This window comes from Marinobacter sp. UBA3604, from assembly GCF_002375325.1.
Lineage (GTDB): Bacteria > Pseudomonadota > Gammaproteobacteria > Pseudomonadales > Oleiphilaceae > Marinobacter > Marinobacter salarius.
Genome location: NZ_DFMB01000021.1, coordinates 93,098 through 109,278, shown reverse-complemented (window position 1 = coordinate 109,278; position 16,181 = coordinate 93,098). Strand labels below are relative to the sequence as shown.

General features: G+C 57.4%; 12 protein-coding genes. 1 reads left to right on the top strand and 11 read right to left on the bottom strand.

From position 1 onward, the window contains the following. Nucleotides 1–11: 11 nt before the first annotated feature. From ligA to B2590_RS06415, 4 genes are all read right to left on the bottom strand, one after another. Nucleotides 12–2,042, bottom strand: a complete 2,031-nt coding sequence (ligA, locus tag B2590_RS06430) for an NAD-dependent DNA ligase LigA (RefSeq protein ID WP_286811326.1) — start codon at nt 2,040–2,042, stop codon at nt 12–14. After that, nucleotides 2,039–3,043: a cell division protein ZipA gene (gene zipA / locus B2590_RS06425; RefSeq protein WP_151982052.1), complete on the bottom strand. Its 1,005-nt coding sequence runs from the start codon at nt 3,041–3,043 to the stop codon at nt 2,039–2,041. The genes ligA and zipA overlap by 4 nt, the downstream gene beginning before the upstream one ends. 141 nt (nt 3,044–3,184) lie before the next feature. Then, nucleotides 3,185–6,679 (bottom strand): chromosome segregation protein SMC, encoded by a 3,495-nt coding sequence (gene smc / locus B2590_RS06420; RefSeq protein ID WP_286811328.1) that lies wholly within the window; start codon nt 6,677–6,679, stop codon nt 3,185–3,187. A gap of 1 nt (nt 6,680) precedes the next feature. Then, the gene (locus B2590_RS06415; protein WP_036208039.1) at nt 6,681–7,364 is read right to left on the bottom strand and encodes a GntR family transcriptional regulator; all 684 of its coding nucleotides are present in this window, start codon (nt 7,362–7,364) and stop codon (nt 6,681–6,683) included. Between the two features lie 271 nt (nt 7,365–7,635). Between B2590_RS06415 and B2590_RS06410 the strand changes: the two genes are divergently transcribed. Next, entirely contained in the window at nt 7,636–8,565 is a 930-nt protein-coding gene (locus tag B2590_RS06410) for a GGDEF domain-containing protein (protein WP_286811330.1), read from the top strand. Here B2590_RS06410 and rluB read toward each other — a convergent pair whose 3' ends face one another. The 7 genes from rluB to lpdA all read right to left on the bottom strand — a co-directional run bounded on the left by rluB (nt 8,566) and on the right by lpdA (nt 16,155). Beyond that, nucleotides 8,566–9,540, bottom strand: a complete 975-nt coding sequence (rluB, locus tag B2590_RS06405; RefSeq protein ID WP_286811331.1) for a 23S rRNA pseudouridine(2605) synthase RluB — start codon at nt 9,538–9,540, stop codon at nt 8,566–8,568. A 36-nt stretch (nt 9,541–9,576) separates the two neighbouring features. After that, nucleotides 9,577–10,239, bottom strand: coding sequence for an SMC-Scp complex subunit ScpB (gene scpB / locus B2590_RS06400; protein WP_041333225.1), 663 nt, complete (start codon nt 10,237–10,239; stop codon nt 9,577–9,579). Beyond that, nucleotides 10,236–11,078 carry a segregation and condensation protein A gene (locus tag B2590_RS06395; protein ID WP_036208052.1) on the bottom strand — a complete coding sequence of 281 codons (843 nt, stop codon included), beginning with the start codon at nt 11,076–11,078 and terminating at the stop codon, nt 10,236–10,238. Before B2590_RS06395 ends, scpB begins: the two co-directional genes overlap by 4 nt. A 29-nt stretch (nt 11,079–11,107) precedes the next feature. Then, nucleotides 11,108–12,322 carry a tryptophan--tRNA ligase gene (locus tag B2590_RS06390; protein ID WP_174447630.1) on the bottom strand — a complete coding sequence of 405 codons (1,215 nt, stop codon included), beginning with the start codon at nt 12,320–12,322 and terminating at the stop codon, nt 11,108–11,110. 179 nt (nt 12,323–12,501) lie between these two features. Next, on the bottom strand, nt 12,502–13,374 hold the full coding sequence (gene sucD / locus B2590_RS06385; protein WP_036208055.1) for a succinate--CoA ligase subunit alpha: 873 nt from the start codon (nt 13,372–13,374) through the stop codon (nt 12,502–12,504). Then, nucleotides 13,374–14,540: an ADP-forming succinate--CoA ligase subunit beta gene (gene sucC, locus B2590_RS06380; RefSeq protein WP_036208058.1), complete on the bottom strand. Its 1,167-nt coding sequence runs from the start codon at nt 14,538–14,540 to the stop codon at nt 13,374–13,376. The genes sucD and sucC overlap by 1 nt, the downstream gene beginning before the upstream one ends. Nucleotides 14,541–14,715: 175 nt before the next feature. Next, nucleotides 14,716–16,155 carry a dihydrolipoyl dehydrogenase gene (lpdA, locus tag B2590_RS06375; RefSeq protein WP_036208061.1) on the bottom strand — a complete coding sequence of 480 codons (1,440 nt, stop codon included), beginning with the start codon at nt 16,153–16,155 and terminating at the stop codon, nt 14,716–14,718. Between the last annotated feature and the right edge of the window lie 26 nt (nt 16,156–16,181).

The window sequence follows — 16,181 nt, the reverse complement described above, 5'->3', positions numbered from 1 at the left end:
TGGCCAGAGGTTTATTCCAGGCCGTGGGTGCCAAGAAATTCGACGAAGGCGGACTCGTCCATCACCGGGACTCCCAAATTCTCGGCCTTCGTCAGCTTCGAACCGGCGGCTTCGCCGGCAACAACACAGGAGGTCTTGCCGGAGACGCTTCCCGCTACCTTGGCCCCAAGGGACTCCAATTTTGCCTTGGCGTCATCCCTCGTCATGTCGGACAGTGACCCCGTCAGTACCCAGGTCTCTCCCTTCAGCGGCTTTTCACTGGCAGTGATCTCTTCGGTCTGCCATTGAACCCCAGCGTCTTTCAGGGCCTGAATGGTTTCCTGGTTGTGGGTCTGGTCGAAGAAACTACGAATGTGGCCGGCGACAATGGGCCCAACGTCAGACACCGACTGCAGGGCATCCTCGTCAGCCTCACCAATGGCTTCCAGGGTGCCAAAGTGGCTGGCCAGGGCCTTGGCGGTTGCCTCGCCCACCTCCCGAATACCAAGGGCATACAGGAATTTCCAAAGGACCGGGTGGCGGGAGCGATTAATGGCATCGATCAGATTACCCGCGGATTTATCACCCATACGTTCAAGACCCGTCAAATCGGCTTTCTTTAACAGGTAAAGATCCGCAACCGTGGTGACCAGTTCCCTGTCCACCAGAATATCAATCCACTTGTCCCCTAGCCCTTCTATGTCCAGCGCCTTTCGGGATGCATAGTGCCGGATGGCCTCCTTGCGCTGTGCCGGACAGAACAGCCCGCCAGAACAGCGGGCCACTACCTCGCCCTCGATCTGCACAATGTCAGACTGGCATACCGGGCAGGCGTCCGGAAGCTGGACCTCACGGGCATTGTCAGGGCGACGTTCGGTCACAACCTTGACCACCTGGGGAATCACATCCCCCGCCCGTCGAACGAACACGGTGTCTCCGATACGGACACCCAGTCGCTGGATTTCGTCCATATTATGCAGAGTGGCATTGCTTACGGTGACGCCTCCCACAAATACCGGCTTGAGCCGGGCGACTGGTGTGATCGCGCCAGTACGGCCGACCTGGAATTCCACGTCTTCAATGACCGTCAGTTCTTCCTGCGCCGGAAATTTCTGGGCAATGGCCCATCGGGGGGCACGGGAGACGAACCCCAACTGCCGCTGCAATGCCAGGCTGTTTACCTTGAAGACAATGCCATCGATTTCATAAGGTAGGCTGGCACGCTTATCCATCAGCTCATTGTAAGCCTGCAGACAGTCCTCCGCGCCGGTCGCCCGACGCATCTCAGGGTTGATCCGGAAACCCCAGGCACCAACCTGTTGCAGCCCTTCCCAATGGGTGGCGGGCAGCCGGCTTTCGTCCTCAAGCGCGACACTGTAGGCGCACAATTCGAGTGGACGTCGGACCGTCACGGTGGGCTTTTTCTGTCTCAGACTGCCGGCGGCAGCATTACGGGGGTTAACAAACGTCTTCTCTCCCTTGTCCGCCAGACGTTTGTTCAGGGTTTCGAACCCTTCCCGGGGCATATACACCTCTCCCCGGACCTCCACCAGCTCAGGGACGTTGTCACCACGAAGTCTCAGGGGCACCGACGGGATGGTACGGATGTTGGCGGTGATATCCTCGCCTGTATAGCCATCACCGCGTGTAGCGGCCCGGGTCAGCACGCCAGATTCGTAATGAAGACTAACCGCCAGCCCATCCAGCTTGGGCTCGCAGACATACTCAATGTCTTCTTCGGTCTTGAGCCGATCTCTCACCCGGCGGTCAAAGTCCCTCAGTTCTTCATCACTGAACGCGTTGTCCAGGGAAAGCATGGGGATACGATGGACAACTTCCTCAAAGGTGGTTTCCACCGATGCCCCCACCCGGCGAGTGGGGGTATCAGGCGTCACAATATCGGGGTATTGCGCTTCGAGGTCCTGTAATTCCCGAAACAGGCGGTCGTACTCGGCATCCGGAACCCGGGGATCGTCCAGAACATAGTACTGATAGTTATACTCAGTGATGATATCCCGGAGTTCTCCGGCCCGGCTGATAACGTCGGGAGAGGCTTTGGTCATTGTCTGGGGGATCGTTGTTTACGTTCAAATTCGCGGATGCGTTGGCGGCAGTGTTCAATGGTTTGCGGGGTCATCACGCTGCGGCGCTCGTCCTTCAGTTCACCGCCAAGATTGCGCACCACGCACTGCGCCGTTTCCAGCATGAACTCAAAGGCCTGCATGGAATTGGTAGGCCCGGGCATGCTCATAAAGAAGCTGATACCCGGCGTCGACAGGGCTGGCATATCCTCGGGCTTGAAGGTACCGGGCTCAACAGCACTGGCCACGCTGAACTGCACCGGACTGGTGGTATCTGACTGTTCGTGGCGATGGTAGATATCCATGTCGCCATGTTCCAGGCCACAAGCTTCGAACAGCGCCTTGAGTTTGGTGCCCTCGAAATTCTGCTCACTTTTCGCCAACACATTGATAACCACCACTTCCCGGGCCTCCGGCCGGTTGGCTCCGGCGAGGGGCTGCCCGGATTGCCGTGCTGTGGCTTCCCGCCTTGCCGTGTCTTCCTCGACCTCGGTGGTTACCGTGGGGGGAACCTCTTCGTGGTCCGGGCCAGAATCCGCTATGTCGGTTTCCGGCTCCTCGTCTACTGCCCCCCAACCGATGTCAGAATCGTAGTCAACGTCACTGGGTTCACTGGCGGCCAGATTTTCCGGCTCCGGTTCACGCTCTGCAGTCAGCTCTTGGGAGTCATCCTTACCCGTCGCGCCGGCGCTGCTGACCACCGGCCTGGTCGGTTTGGGCTCGGGCTTGGCGAAACGGCTCTTTTCCGGTTTGACGTAGCCGCGCTCTTCCAGCGTGTCACGTGAAATGGTTCGCGCCCCACCATTTGGGAGCTCAGGGTTGTAGTCCTGGTCCAACGGGGAATCGTCAAGATCGTCCGCGCCCATGCCAGAGGATATCGCGATTGATTCCTTACGGGCGCGCCTCATCCGGCGCAGGCCATCAATCACAATACCGAGTATAACCAGGGTACCGATGGCAATTAACCATTCCCTAAGAGACATAGTGGTGCTGTCCTGTTTGCAGATCAGATATCGTTGCTACTCTAAGAAAAGCCTGTAATGAATACAACGCAAACACAGGCCAGATGGCAGTTTTGTCATTTTTGCACGAACCTTGACCGCCTGTCCGCCAGCGACATGTCATCATGCTTCAGCCAACGCGGCAGCCTCGTCAACATCTACCGATACCAGCCGTGAGCATCCGGGCTCATGCATCGTGACCCCCATCAGTTGGTCGGCCATTTCCATGGCGATCTTGTTGTGGGTAATGTAGATGAACTGTACCTGTTTTGACATTTCCTTGACCATGTTGGCGTACCGCCCCACGTTAGCGTCGTCCAACGGAGCATCCACCTCATCCAGCATACAGAACGGAGCCGGATTAAGCTGGAAGATGGAGAACACCAATGCAATGGCCGTCAGTGCTTTCTCCCCGCCGGAGAGCAAATGAATGGTGCTGTTTTTCTTGCCCGGCGGTCTTGCCATGATGGCAACCCCCGTTTCCAGCAGGTCCTCACCCGTAAGCTCAAGGTACGCATTGCCGCCACCGAACACTTTCGGGAACAGCGCCTGGAGCCCCCCATTGACCTGATCGAACGTCTCCTTGAAGCGCTGCCGGGTTTCGCGATCGATCTTGCGTATGGCGTTGTCCAGGGTCTCCAGCGCTTCCATCAGATCTTCATGCTGACTGTCCAGATAGGTCTTACGCTCACTCTGAACCTGATACTCCTCGATGGCCGCAAGGTTGATGGCACCCAGACGCTGAATCCGGGACCCGATTTTCTCGAGGTCTTCGGCCCAGGCTTGCTCGCTGGCATCTTCAGGCAACGTGGACAGCACTTCCTGCAGGCGGACATCCAGTTCCTCGAGCTGCTCCAGATGATTGCCTGCGCGAATCTCCAGTGCCTGGGATTCCATTTTCAGCTTCTCGAGGCTGGCACGGACGTCCTGGATGGTATGTTCTATGCGGCTGCGACTTTGCTCCCGATCACGCACCTCCTGATCAATTTCTTCAAGCGCGTCTCGGGCAGCACCCAACTTTTCCTCTTCAGCCAAGCGCCTGTCCAGCAGGCCTTCCAGCTGCATTTTCAGATCTTCGATAGGCTCTTCGGCGTTTTCGCGGCTTTCACGGAGAATGTCGAGTCGCTCGTCCAGACGCTCTTTCTGCAATTGCATTCGATCAATGGTCTGGCGCAAGCCATCGCGCTGGCTGTTCAAAGACTGAAGCTGGAGTTGTAACTGGTGGGCGTGATCGCGATCGTGCCGAGCCTCCTGGCGAAGCCGGTCAAGGTTTTCACGCAACACGTCCCGACGCTCAAGCAGCCGCTCCTTCTCTTCATCGCTGTCTTCCGTCGATGCCAGGGCCTGCTGCCACTCCTCACGGGTTTCCAGCAGCTGCCCCTGTTGCTCCTCAAGATTCATGGACACGTCAGCAAGATCGTCACGAATGCGTTGAAGCCTCGCATCAATCTGTTCCGCACGCGCCTTCAGACCACTGATCTTGGATGACAGGGTGGCGAGTTCCCGATCAGCATCCGCCAGCCGGCCCTGGGCATCATCCCGGGCAGCTTCCGCCCGTTCTGACTGTTCCAGCAACCGGTCCAGATTATCGGTGGCGGCTTCCAGCGAGGCTTCCGCCTGCTCTAACTCTCCTGTCAGTGCGGTGACTTTCTTCTGGCGTTCGATTACGCCAATCTGGGCCGCGTCGGAATCGGGCATCAACACCCAGTCAGCGGACAACCAGGCACCCTCGGGGGTAATGACACTCCTGCCCGGCGCCAAACCTTTCTGCCGTTCCAGCGCGTCCTCCATGGACTCCGCGGTATCAACAAGCGCCAGCAAGGATGCCATGCCCCCGGCACCGGATACTTTGCTTGCGAGCCCCGTTGATGGACCATTGGCGCTGGAGTCACTATTCACCAGGGCCAAACCTCGGGGAGCATCAGCCATGTTGGCATGCATTGCTCCCAGCCCCGGTACGCTCAGCCCCTGGCTGAAGCGCCCAATTACCTGCTCTACCGCAAATTCCCAGCCATCGTCGATACGAAGTTGCGTGGCCAGTCGTGGGCTGTCGCTAAGGCTGTGTTCATTAAGCCAGGCCTGTAGGGTGTCGTCCTGGCTGCCCATCTGTTCATCCAACAAGGCCTGCTGGGATTCAAGCGATGCCCTCAGACTCTGGACCTGCTGGCGCGCCTCGGTGGCAGCCTGATCTGCATCCCGCTGGTGGTGGCGTGCCTCCTGGAGTTCGTCCTGGACAACGTTGATTCGCTCCGCGGCTTCCTCCCTCTGCAGCTCCAGGGTTTCCTGCTGCTCCAGAAGGTCGTCCAGTTCCGCCCGATCAACCTGTCCTTCAAGCAGATCCTGTTCTTCACGAAGCCGTTGTTGACGGGTGCGCAGTTGTTCAATGGCATTTTCCTGGGAACGGATACTGGACTGGGCCAGTTCCGCCTGTCGGCGCGCATCCGCTGAACGGGAACTGAAATCCTCCCAGTTGTGCTGCCATTCGCTCATGGCATCCTCGGCACTCTGGAGCTTCTCTCCGGACTCCTCCGACTTCAGGACCAGCGCCTCCTGTTCGGGCTCCAACATATCCAGTTCTTCCTGGATGCCCGCCAGTTTCTCTTCATCCTGTTCCAGTTCCCGAGCCAGTTCGCGCTGATTGGCCATGGCCTGGTCCAGTTCCGCGGCCGTCTGGCGGCTGCGCTCTCGTTGGTGCTCAAGGCTCTGCTCAATGCGGGCAATATCGGCACCGGCTTCGTAGTAACGCGCCTGCGCCCGATTGAAATGTTCGTTACGTTCCTGATGGCCATCCCGCAGGGATTCCAGAGCCGTTTCCAGGCTGACGCGCTCAGACAGCTGCTTCTCGAGTTCGAGCTCGGTATCCCGGATACGGGTACGCCAGGTCTGAAGATCGGTGTCCAGGGACTGCCAACGCAACACCGTCAGCTCGGCCTTTTTCTGGCGTTCTTCCTGCTTGTACGCTTTGTACTTTTCCGCCGACTGAGCCTGACGCTCAAGGTGTTGCAGCTGCCTGCCGAGCTCGTCCCGAAGATCCGTCAGGCGTTCCAGGTTCTCCTGGGTCCGGCGGATGCGGCTTTCGGTTTCCTTGCGACGTTCCTTGTACTTGGAGATACCCGCCGCTTCCTCGATATACACTCGCAACTCTTCCGGCTTGGCCTCGATCAACCGCGAGATCATTCCCTGCTCGATGATGGCGTAGCTGCGGGGGCCCAGCCCGGTCCCGAGGAAAAGATCGGTAATGTCACGCCTCCGGCATTTGGAGCCGTTCAGAAAGTATTCCGACTGCCCCTCACGGGAAACACGGCGGCGTACCGAAATTTCATTGAAACGTACGAACTCGCCGGGCGCCGAACCGTCGCTGTTGTCGAAAACCAGTTCTATGGACGCCTGGCCAACCGGTTTACGCGCACTGGAACCGTTGAAGATAACGTCCGACATGGACTCGCCACGCAGATATTTGGCCGAGCTTTCCCCCATCACCCAGCGAACCGCATCGATGATATTGGACTTGCCACAACCGTTAGGGCCCACGACTGCTGTCATGTTGGACGGAAACGGCACCGTGGTCGGGTCAACGAAAGATTTGAAACCGGATAACTTGATGGACTTCAGGCGCATATCAGGCGCTCACCTCTTCCCTGAGAATACTCAGTACCTGTTCACGCTGATGTTCGCCAAACTCACAGATGGCGGTTTCAAGGCCGGCGGCGTCGTCACGCACCGCTGCGTCCGCAAGTTGCCGGAAAAACCGCCCGGTTTCCGCCAGTTCATCGCGGAAGTTCTCCAGTGCGACGAAATAGGTCCGGCTGATCGCAGGCCGGAAGTTTTCCAGGGTTTCCTCAAGGAACGGATTTTCCACCAACCCATAGGCGTAGCGCATTACTCCGAATCCGGCATCAATGACCTGCTCGGCAGCATCTCCGCCGGAGGAATTGAGTGCATCAATGACCGCCTGAAGCTCCCGCACCTGACCCATAACGCCAGACAGTTCACTGCCGGACCAACGCTCAAGTACCTTCCGCCCCAGCATGCACAGCAAATCAATGTAGATATCATAGAGGCTGTTGACCAGCTCCGGAGTCAAACGGGACACCACGGCACCACGCCGAGGAAAGATATCCACCAGATGACGGCGTTGGAGAATCAACAACGCCTCGCGCACGGAACCGCGACTGACATTCAGCTCACCGGCAACCTTGAGTTCCTGGATCCGCTCGCCCGGCCTCAGGTCGCCGGTCACAATGCGCTGCCCCAGGTGCTGGGCTATCTGTTCGGAAAGACTTTCGGGGGCCTGAAACCTCATAAAGTTGGTCGCTCACTCGCTACTGGCAGCAAAGAATAAGCGCCGAAGTTTACCACAGGCACCCGTGAGCCCAATCCCCTTGTCGGACATTTTAACGATCTGGTCATGCCGGCAAACGTATGCCGGAAATTTGACGTGCTCGCCATCAAGTCTGTTTTAATCCTTGGAAAATCGAGAACAAAATCGCTATATCTGACTGTTATTGGGCACTAATTTATTTTTGGCCCCAATTATGCTTAACCAGAGAAAATACCTTTACAGGCAGCTTTAAGTGAAACAGATTCCGTCGATCAACAAGTCTGGACCACAACCTCAGAAACTCGCGGCCCTGAGACAGGCGCATCGCGACTGGAATGAATCTCCGGATGTGCTCACAAGGCTGACCCGAAGACTGTCCACGACACTCAGCCTGGAAACCCAACTGGCGATTCTGGCTGAAGAGATCGCCAGCGTAGTTCCTTACGACTGCCTGACTTATCGGCATACCATCGGTTCAAGGGGTTTTGTCTATGTGACTGGCAAAGGCGGCCCCCACAGCTGTGATTATCGGCTCAATCTCGAAGGCGGTTTCTATGGCACGCTCTCTCTCAGCCGTCGACAGAAATTCACGGAACAGGAGCTCGAAGGCATAGAGCTGATGCTTGCGGCCACCATCTGCCCCATTCGCAATGCCTGCCAGTTTATTGCCATCGAACAGGCGTCACTGACGGATTGCCTGACCGGTGTTCCCAACAAGCGTGCTATGGACGAGGCGCTGTCCCGCGCCAGTTGTCTTGGCGACAGGCATGGAGAGCAGTATTCACTGATCCTGTGCGATCTGGATCATTTCAAGCAGGTGAATGACCAGTACGGCCATGTCGTGGGTGATCACATGCTAAAACTGGCGGCCGCCGAACTCGAGAAGGCTGTCAGAAACTCCGACAGTGTGTACCGCTTTGGTGGGGAAGAGTTCGCCATCCTGCTGGCCCATACCGACGAGGCGAACGCTCGTGACGTTGGCGACCGTATTCGCGAATTCATCAACACCATTGTGGTGAACTGCGGGGATACCAATGTAACGGTTACAGCGAGCTGCGGCGTAGCCATGAGACTGGCAGACGAGACCGCCGACCAGTGGCTCGCCCGCGCCGACGAAGCGTTGTATCGGGCGAAAGCCCATGGCCGCAATTGCACACGGGTTTTCGCCGCTATCAGCAACTGATCAGCGTTTTCCAGACTTTGCCGGTGGCTTGCCTGATGACTTCCGGCCCATCGACGGGCCAGTACTATCAACCTGCCATCGCGCGCCGCCTGATTTACGCGGACCTGCCCCGGCCTGCTTACGACGCTTACGATCAAGGGTCTTTTGCTCAGACGGCGTCTTGGCCGGAATGTCCACAGGCTTCAAATCGACGGCTTTGCTCAGCGAATCCACGGCTTTCTGATCCAGCTCTTCCCACTTACCAACCGTCAGGCGGCTTGGCAGGAAAATCGGCCCGTAGCGCACACGCTTCAAGCGGCTGACCCTCACACCCTGGGATTCCCAAAGCCTGCGCACTTCACGATTACGGCCTTCCAGAAGCGTCACATGGAACCATTGGTTGATTCCCTTTCCTCCGGCCTCGCTGATATCCGAAAACTTCGCCATACCGTCGTCGAGCTGCACGCCCTCAGACAATCTTTTGATCATCGCCTCATCCACTTCGCCAAATACCCTGACCGCGTACTCTCGATCAATCTGGCGCGACGGATGCATCAGACGGTTGGCAAGTTCCCCGTCGGTGGTGAACAGCACCAGACCGGTGGTATTGATGTCGAGTCGCCCAATGGCAATCCAACGGTGATCGCGGAGCCGGGGAAGACTGTCGAATACCGTCGGTCGTCCTTCCGGGTCGCGTCGCGTGGTAACCTCACCTTCCGGTTTGTTGTAGATGAGTACACGCCTGACCACCTCGGCCCCGGCCGCAATGTCCAGGCGCTTGCCATCCAGCTCAATGCGATCATCAACCGTGACTTTCTGCCCCGGCTCAACCGGATTCCCATTGATGCTCAGGCGACCGGCTTCGATCCAGGACTCGACTTCCCGACGCGATCCCACACCGGCTCGTGCCAGTAGCTTCTGGATGCGCTCCGGGCCGGAAACGGTGGTTTCATCCGGCTGCCGCTGTTCGGGTTTTCTGGGGCGATTGGCCGCCATGGATCTATCCTTAAAGAGTGACTGACGCCGGTGGCATCAGTGAAGTGTTTGTCCTGGCGCGTTATCGGGATTGGAGTCATCCCCATCGTCACCAGTATTCCGGGCCGGAGATTCAAATTCGATCTCGGCCTGCATGTTCTTTTCGATTTCCCGACCGATCTCTTCCAGATCCCGGATTTCTGACAAGGGCGGCATCTGGTCCAGACCTTCCAGATTGAAATAGTCCAGAAACTGACGGGTGGTGGCATACATAGCAGGCCTACCCGGCACGTCGCGGTGCCCGACTACCCTCACCCACTCCCGCTCAAGCAGCGTACGGACAATGTTGCTGCTGACGGTGACGCCCCGAATATCCTCAATCTCACCGCGGGTTATGGGCTGGCGATAGGCAACCAGCGCCAACGTCTCCAGCAGTGCTCGGGAGTACCTCTGGGGCTTTTCTTCGAATAAACGCCCCACCCACGGAGCAAACTCTTCCCGCACCTGAAGACGGTAACCACTGGCGGTTTTCTTCAGCTCGAATCCCCGCCCCTGGCAAGACTGCTCCAGCAAGACCAGTACATGCTCCATTATCTGACGGGCCGGGCGCTCACCTTCTTCGAAAAGATCCCGTAACTGGTCGACCGATAAGGGTTTTCCCGCTGCCAGCAATGCAGCTTCGGTTATGGCCTGTATTTTCCGGAGATTGTCCTCGTTCATACCGCTCTCGCCCTGACATGGATCGGCCCCAGCACCTCGGCCTGGACCACTTCGATCAATTGCTCCTTGACCAGTTCCAGGGTCGCCAGAAAACTCACCACGACCCCCAATCGCCCCTCCTCTGGCGTGAACAGACTTTCGAATGTCACGAACTGGTCATCCCGCAGGACCGACAATATTGCCGACATACGTTCACGGGTGGATAAACGCTCCCTCTCCACGTGGTGGCTGGTAAACAGGTCTGCACGCTTGAGCACGCCCTGCAGCGCAAACAGTATTTCCCGCAGGTCCACGTCCGGATGGGGCTGACTGGAAGGCATCCGGGGCAGCGCCGCAGAGGCAACGAAATTGTCCCGTTCAAGCCGTGGCAAGTCGTCAATATCTTCCGCGGCCTGCTTGAAGCGCTCATACTGCTGGAGCCTGCGTATCAGCTCCGCTCGCGGATCGATGTCCTCTTCGTCCTCGGATTCCTGTCGCGGCAGCAGCATCCTGGATTTTATCTCCGCCAGGGTCGCTGCCATAACCAGATACTCTGCGGCCAGCTCGAACCGCATGGCTTCAACGGCGCCGATGTAATCCATGTACTGCTTGGTAATCTCACTGACATCAATGTCGAGGATGTCCATATTCTGACGTCGGATCAGATACAGCAACAGATCCAATGGCCCCTCAAAGGCCTCAAGGAAGACCGCCAGGGCATCGGGAGGTATATACAGGTCACGAGGCAGATCAACCACCGGCTTACCGGAGACACGGGCAAGTGGCGCCTGCTCAACAGGCGCGCCGGGCGCCTCAGCTCCCTCATCCGCCGTCGTATTGCCTGTGGTGTCCTCGGTCATGGTCTCTCCGGAATTGTCAGCGTCGGGGCTCAGCGGTAGTTCAGGCCCATGGCTGTCCGAACTTCCTCAAGGGTATCCCTCGCGGCATCCCTGGCATGCTCGCAGCCTTCTTCAATAATGGCGTGAACCAGGTCCGGATTGCCTTCATATTCACGAGCACGTTCATGCAGGGGCCGCTGCTCTTCAATAATCGAGTCAATCAGCGGCTTCTTGCATTCCAGGCAACCAATGCCCGCCGAGCGGCAGCCGGTTTGCACCCATTCCTGGGTATCCGCATCGGAATAAACCTGATGAAGCCCCCAAACCGGACACTTCTCCGGTTCGCCCGGATCGGTACGCCGTACCCGCTGGGGGTCGGTCTGCATGGTGCGGATTTTCTGGGCGACGCTGTCAGGCTCTTCGCGCAAACCGATATAGTTGTTGTAGGACTTGGACATTTTCTGGCCGTCCAGTCCTGGCATCTTCGATTCCGGTGTCAGCAGGGGCTGGGGCTCCGGAAGGATCACCTTACCGCCACCTTCGATATAACCGTACAGCCGCTCACGATCGCCCAGGGAGATGTTCTGCTGCTCCTTGAGCAATGCCCGCGCCGTTTCCAGGGCTTCCATATCGCCCTCTTCCTGGTAACGCTTCTTCAGGGTGCGGTAAAGCTTTGCGTTTTTCTTGCCCATCTTGACGATGGCGCCCTCTGCCTGCTCTTCAAATCCCGGCTCACGGCCGTAGATGTGATTGAAGCGGCGAGCGACTTCGCGCGTGATTTCCACATGGGACACCTGGTCTGCACCCACGGGTACCCGACCGGCCCGATACATCAGAATGTCCGCGCTCTGCAGCAGCGGATAGCCGAGAAAGCCGTAGGTGGCCAGGTCTTTCTCGCGCAGTTTTTCCTGCTGATCCTTATACGTGGGTACACGCTCAAGCCAGCCCAATGGGGTAATCATCGACAGTAAAAGATGAAGCTCCGCGTGTTCCGGCACCTTGGACTGGATGAACATCGTTGAGGATCCGGGATTGACGCCTGCCGCGAGCCAGTCGATCACCATATCCCAGACGCTATCCTCAATGCCGCTGGGATCATCATAGTTGGTGGTTAACGCGTGCCAGTCGGCAACGAAGAAGAAGCATTCGAATTCATGCTGGAGTTTCACCCAGTTCTTCAGAACACCGTGATAATGGCCGAGGTGCAACTTGCCGGTGGGACGCATGCCGGACAAAATCCGTTGCTGGGAATCGACAGAACTCAAAGCATGAACTCCTTTTATTTATAGGGAACAGCCATCATATTGCAGGCTGACCGGGCATTATAGTCTTATGTGTGGCCCGCGTTAAGAAGGCATTGAAAAACCTGCGCTGACGCCAGAAAACAAAAAGCCCCCGGCAGTCCGCAAAACAGACCCGGGGGCTTTCATTCACCGGCGGTAGTTTACCAGCCAGTCACTTCCTTCAGCGCCTTGCCGATTTCAGCCAGGCTGCGCACAGTTTTGACACCGGCGTCGTTCAGAGCCGCGAATTTCTCATCCGCCGTACCCTTACCACCGGAGATAATCGCACCGGCGTGGCCCATACGCTTACCAGGAGGCGCTGTCACACCCGCGATGTAAGACACCACCGGCTTGCTGACGTTGTCCTTGATGAACGCAGCCGCTTCTTCCTCAGCGGTTCCGCCGATCTCGCCGATCATCACGATGGCTTCTGTCTGCGGATCGTCCTGCAGCAGCTGCAGGATATCGATGAAGTTGGAGCCCGGAATCGGGTCACCACCGATGCCAACGCAGGTAGACTGGCCGTAACCGAAGTCGGTGGTTTGCTTGACCGCTTCGTACGTCAGGGTACCTGAGCGGGACACGATGCCCACTTTGCCCGGCTTGTGGATGTGGCCCGGCATGATACCGATTTTGCTCTCGCCTGGCGTGATCACACCCGGGCAGTTCGGCCCGATCATGCGAACACCCTTGCGATCGACGTACTCTTTCGCATAGAGCATGTCGATGGTCGGGATGCCTTCGGTGATGCAGACGATCAGTTGGATACCAGCGTCAGCCGCTTCAACGATGGCGTCTTTACAGAACGGCGCAGGAACATAGATTACGGTGGCTTCGGCGCCCGTCTTCTCGACCGCTTCACGCACGGTGTTGAACACCGGCAGGCCCAGGTGTTCGGTGCCGCCCTTACCGGGGCTTACGCCACCAACCATTTTGGTGCCATATTCGATGGCCTGCTCAGAGTGGAACGTACCCTGTGCGCCGGTAAAGCCCTGGCAGATAACCTTGGTGTCTTTGTTGATCAGGATGCTCATTATTTACCCCCCGCGGCTTTAACGACTTGCTCTGCCGCATTCGACAGACTGGTGGCGGCAATGATGTTCAGGCCACTGTCAGCGAGTACTTTAGTGCCCTTCTCGGCGTTGTTGCCTTCCAGACGCACAACCACAGGAACCTTGACGCCAACATCTTTTACGGCGCCGATGATGCCTTCGGCAATCATGTCACAGCGAACAATGCCGCCGAAGATATTGACCAGTACCGCTTTCACGTTGTCGTCAGACAGGATGATCTTGAACGCTTCGGAAACACGTTCCTTGGTGGCACCGCCGCCAACGTCCAGGAAGTTCGCAGGCTGGCCGCCGGACAGCTTGATGATGTCCATGGTACCCATGGCCAATCCAGCGCCATTTACCATGCAGCCGATGTTGCCATCCAGCGCCACGTAGTTGAGTTCCCACTTGGCAGCTTCCGCTTCCCGGGAATCTTCCTGGGAGGGATCGTGCATCTCGTGGATCTTCTTCTGACGGTACAGCGCGTTACCATCAACGCCAATCTTGGCGTCCAGGCAGTGCAGGTCACCGGCTGGAGTGATAACCAGTGGGTTAATCTCAACCAGCGCCAGATCGCACTCCTCGAACAGTTTCGCCAGGCCCAGGAAAATCTTGGTGAACTGACCAATTTGCTTGCCTTCCAGGCCTAGCTTGAACGCCAGTTCGCGCCCCTGGAATGGCTGTGCTCCGACCAGTGGGTCAACTTCGGCCTTCAGGATCTTTTCCGGGGTTTCTTCGGCAACCTTTTCGATTTCAACACCACCTTCGGTGGAAGCCATGAACACGATACGACGGGTACCGCGATCAACAACCGCGCCCAGGTAGAGTTCCTGGTCGATATCGGTAAGGGACTCAACAAGAATCTTGCTGACTGGCTGGCCGTTTTCGTCGGTCTGGTAGGTCACCAGATTTTTGCCAAGCCAGTTCTCAGCGAAGGCGCGGATATCGTCCTTGCTCTTGACCAGTTTTACACCGCCGGCCTTGCCGCGGCCACCAGCGTGAACCTGAGCTTTTACAACCCAGGCGTCGCCGCCGATTTCGTCAGCAGCGGCCACTGCGTCTTTGGGGGTATCGCAGGCAATGCCCTTGGATACTGGCAGGCCATATTCAGCGAAAAGCTGTTTGCCCTGATATTCATGCAAATTCATAGTTAATGTCCCGCTTTCTGATGGAGGATAACCACATACGGAAATTGAACCCGCGCAGTGCGAATTCGGTTTGATGCGCCGGGGATCACCTCAGCGCATCCTTAACGCGACCGAAAACCAGCCGTTTTAATAGCAGCGGGGCGCCGTCATTGGCGCCCCTGTTTCCTGGCTCGCGTTACTTCTTTTTGCGACGGTTGGCGATGTGAATCGCTCCGCCGGCAACACCCAGAGCCGCTTCATGCACGGACTCGGACAGAGTCGGATGTGCAAAACAGGTCAGGGCGAGATCTTCGGCACTGGAACCAAACTCCATGGCGATAACGCCCTGAGCAACGATTTCAGAGGCCTGGGGACCCACCACGTGGAAACCGACAATACGATCGGTTTTCGCGTCGGCGATGATCTTGACCATGCCGGACGCCGCATTCGCTGCCATGGCTCGACCATTGGCGGCGAATGGGAAAGTACCCACATTGTACTCCTCACCTTCCGCTTTCATCTCCTGCTCGGTCTTCCCGACCCAGGCAACTTCCGGCGACGTGTAGATCACGTTCGGGATGCAGTCGTAGTTAACCTGCGGCTTGTGCCCGGCAATACGCTCAGCAACCATAACGCCTTCTTCGGATGCCTTGTGGGCCAGCATCGGACCACGAACCACGTCACCAACCGCCCAGACACCGGGCGCTTCGGTTTTACAGTTGTCATCCACGAAGATGAAACCGCGTTCGTCCAACTTAACACCGGAGTCTTCAGACAGCAGGTTATCGGTATATGGGCGACGGCCAACGGCGACGATCAGCTTGTCAAACTTGGCTTCCTGCTTACCCTTCGAATCTTCATAGGTCACATTAACCAGTTTGCGCTTGACTTCCGCACCGGTCATACGTGCGCCCAGCACAACGTTAAGCCCCTGCTTCTGGAACTGTTTCAGTGCATCCTTGGCAACCTGCTGGTCAACGACTGGCAGGAAGGTGTCAACCGCTTCAAGTACGGTTACCTCTGCCCCCAGGCGAGCCCATACGCTGCCCAGCTCGAGACCGATAACACCTGCCCCGATAACGCCGAGACGCTTGGGAACCTCAGTGAATTCCAGAGCGCCCTCAGAGTCCACGATGTGCGTGCCATCGAACGGCGCAGGTGGAATCTGGATGGGACGTGAACCCGTGGCGATAATCACGTTCTCCGCCTCGTAGGTTTTTTTCTTGCCATCCTTGTCGGTCACTTCCACGTTACGGTTGGCCAACAGTTTCCCGTGGCCATAGATCGGTGTAACGCCGTTGGACTTGAACAGGCCGCCGATGCCACCGGTCAACTGGTCCACGATGCCTTCTTTGCGCTTCATCATCTTGGCGATGTCGAAGCCGACTTCCTTGGCGATAATGCCCTGCTCGGCAAAATCGTGGCTGGCTTCCTCATATTTATGGGAAATCTCCAGCAACGCCTTGGATGGAATGCAGCCCACATTCAGGCAGGTACCGCCTAGACGGTTCTTGCCTTCTTTATCGGTCCAGGACTCGATGCACGCGGTTTTCAGGCCCAGCTGAGCCGCTTTGATGGCGGCAACATAGCCGCCCGGGCCAGCGCCAATGACGATTACGTCGTACTTGTCAGACATGTTTTATCCCGTTTTCCAATTCGTTA

Coding starts and splice junctions, on each gene's coding strand:
- zipA (WP_151982052.1), bottom strand. CDS start 3,043: ATGTCTCTTAGGGAATGGTTAATTGCCATCGGTACCCTGGTTATACTC.
- lpdA (WP_036208061.1), bottom strand. CDS start 16,155: ATGTCTGACAAGTACGACGTAATCGTCATTGGCGCTGGCCCGGGCGGC.
- B2590_RS06395 (WP_036208052.1), bottom strand. CDS start 11,078: ATGACCGAGGACACCACAGGCAATACGACGGCGGATGAGGGAGCTGAG.
- B2590_RS06415 (WP_036208039.1), bottom strand. CDS start 7,364: ATGAGGTTTCAGGCCCCCGAAAGTCTTTCCGAACAGATAGCCCAGCAC.
- scpB (WP_041333225.1), bottom strand. CDS start 10,239: ATGAACGAGGACAATCTCCGGAAAATACAGGCCATAACCGAAGCTGCA.
- rluB (WP_286811331.1), bottom strand. CDS start 9,540: ATGGCGGCCAATCGCCCCAGAAAACCCGAACAGCGGCAGCCGGATGAA.
- sucC (WP_036208058.1), bottom strand. CDS start 14,540: ATGAATTTGCATGAATATCAGGGCAAACAGCTTTTCGCTGAATATGGC.
- sucD (WP_036208055.1), bottom strand. CDS start 13,374: ATGAGCATCCTGATCAACAAAGACACCAAGGTTATCTGCCAGGGCTTT.
- ligA (WP_286811326.1), bottom strand. CDS start 2,042: ATGACCAAAGCCTCTCCCGACGTTATCAGCCGGGCCGGAGAACTCCGG.
- smc (WP_286811328.1), bottom strand. CDS start 6,679: ATGCGCCTGAAGTCCATCAAGTTATCCGGTTTCAAATCTTTCGTTGAC.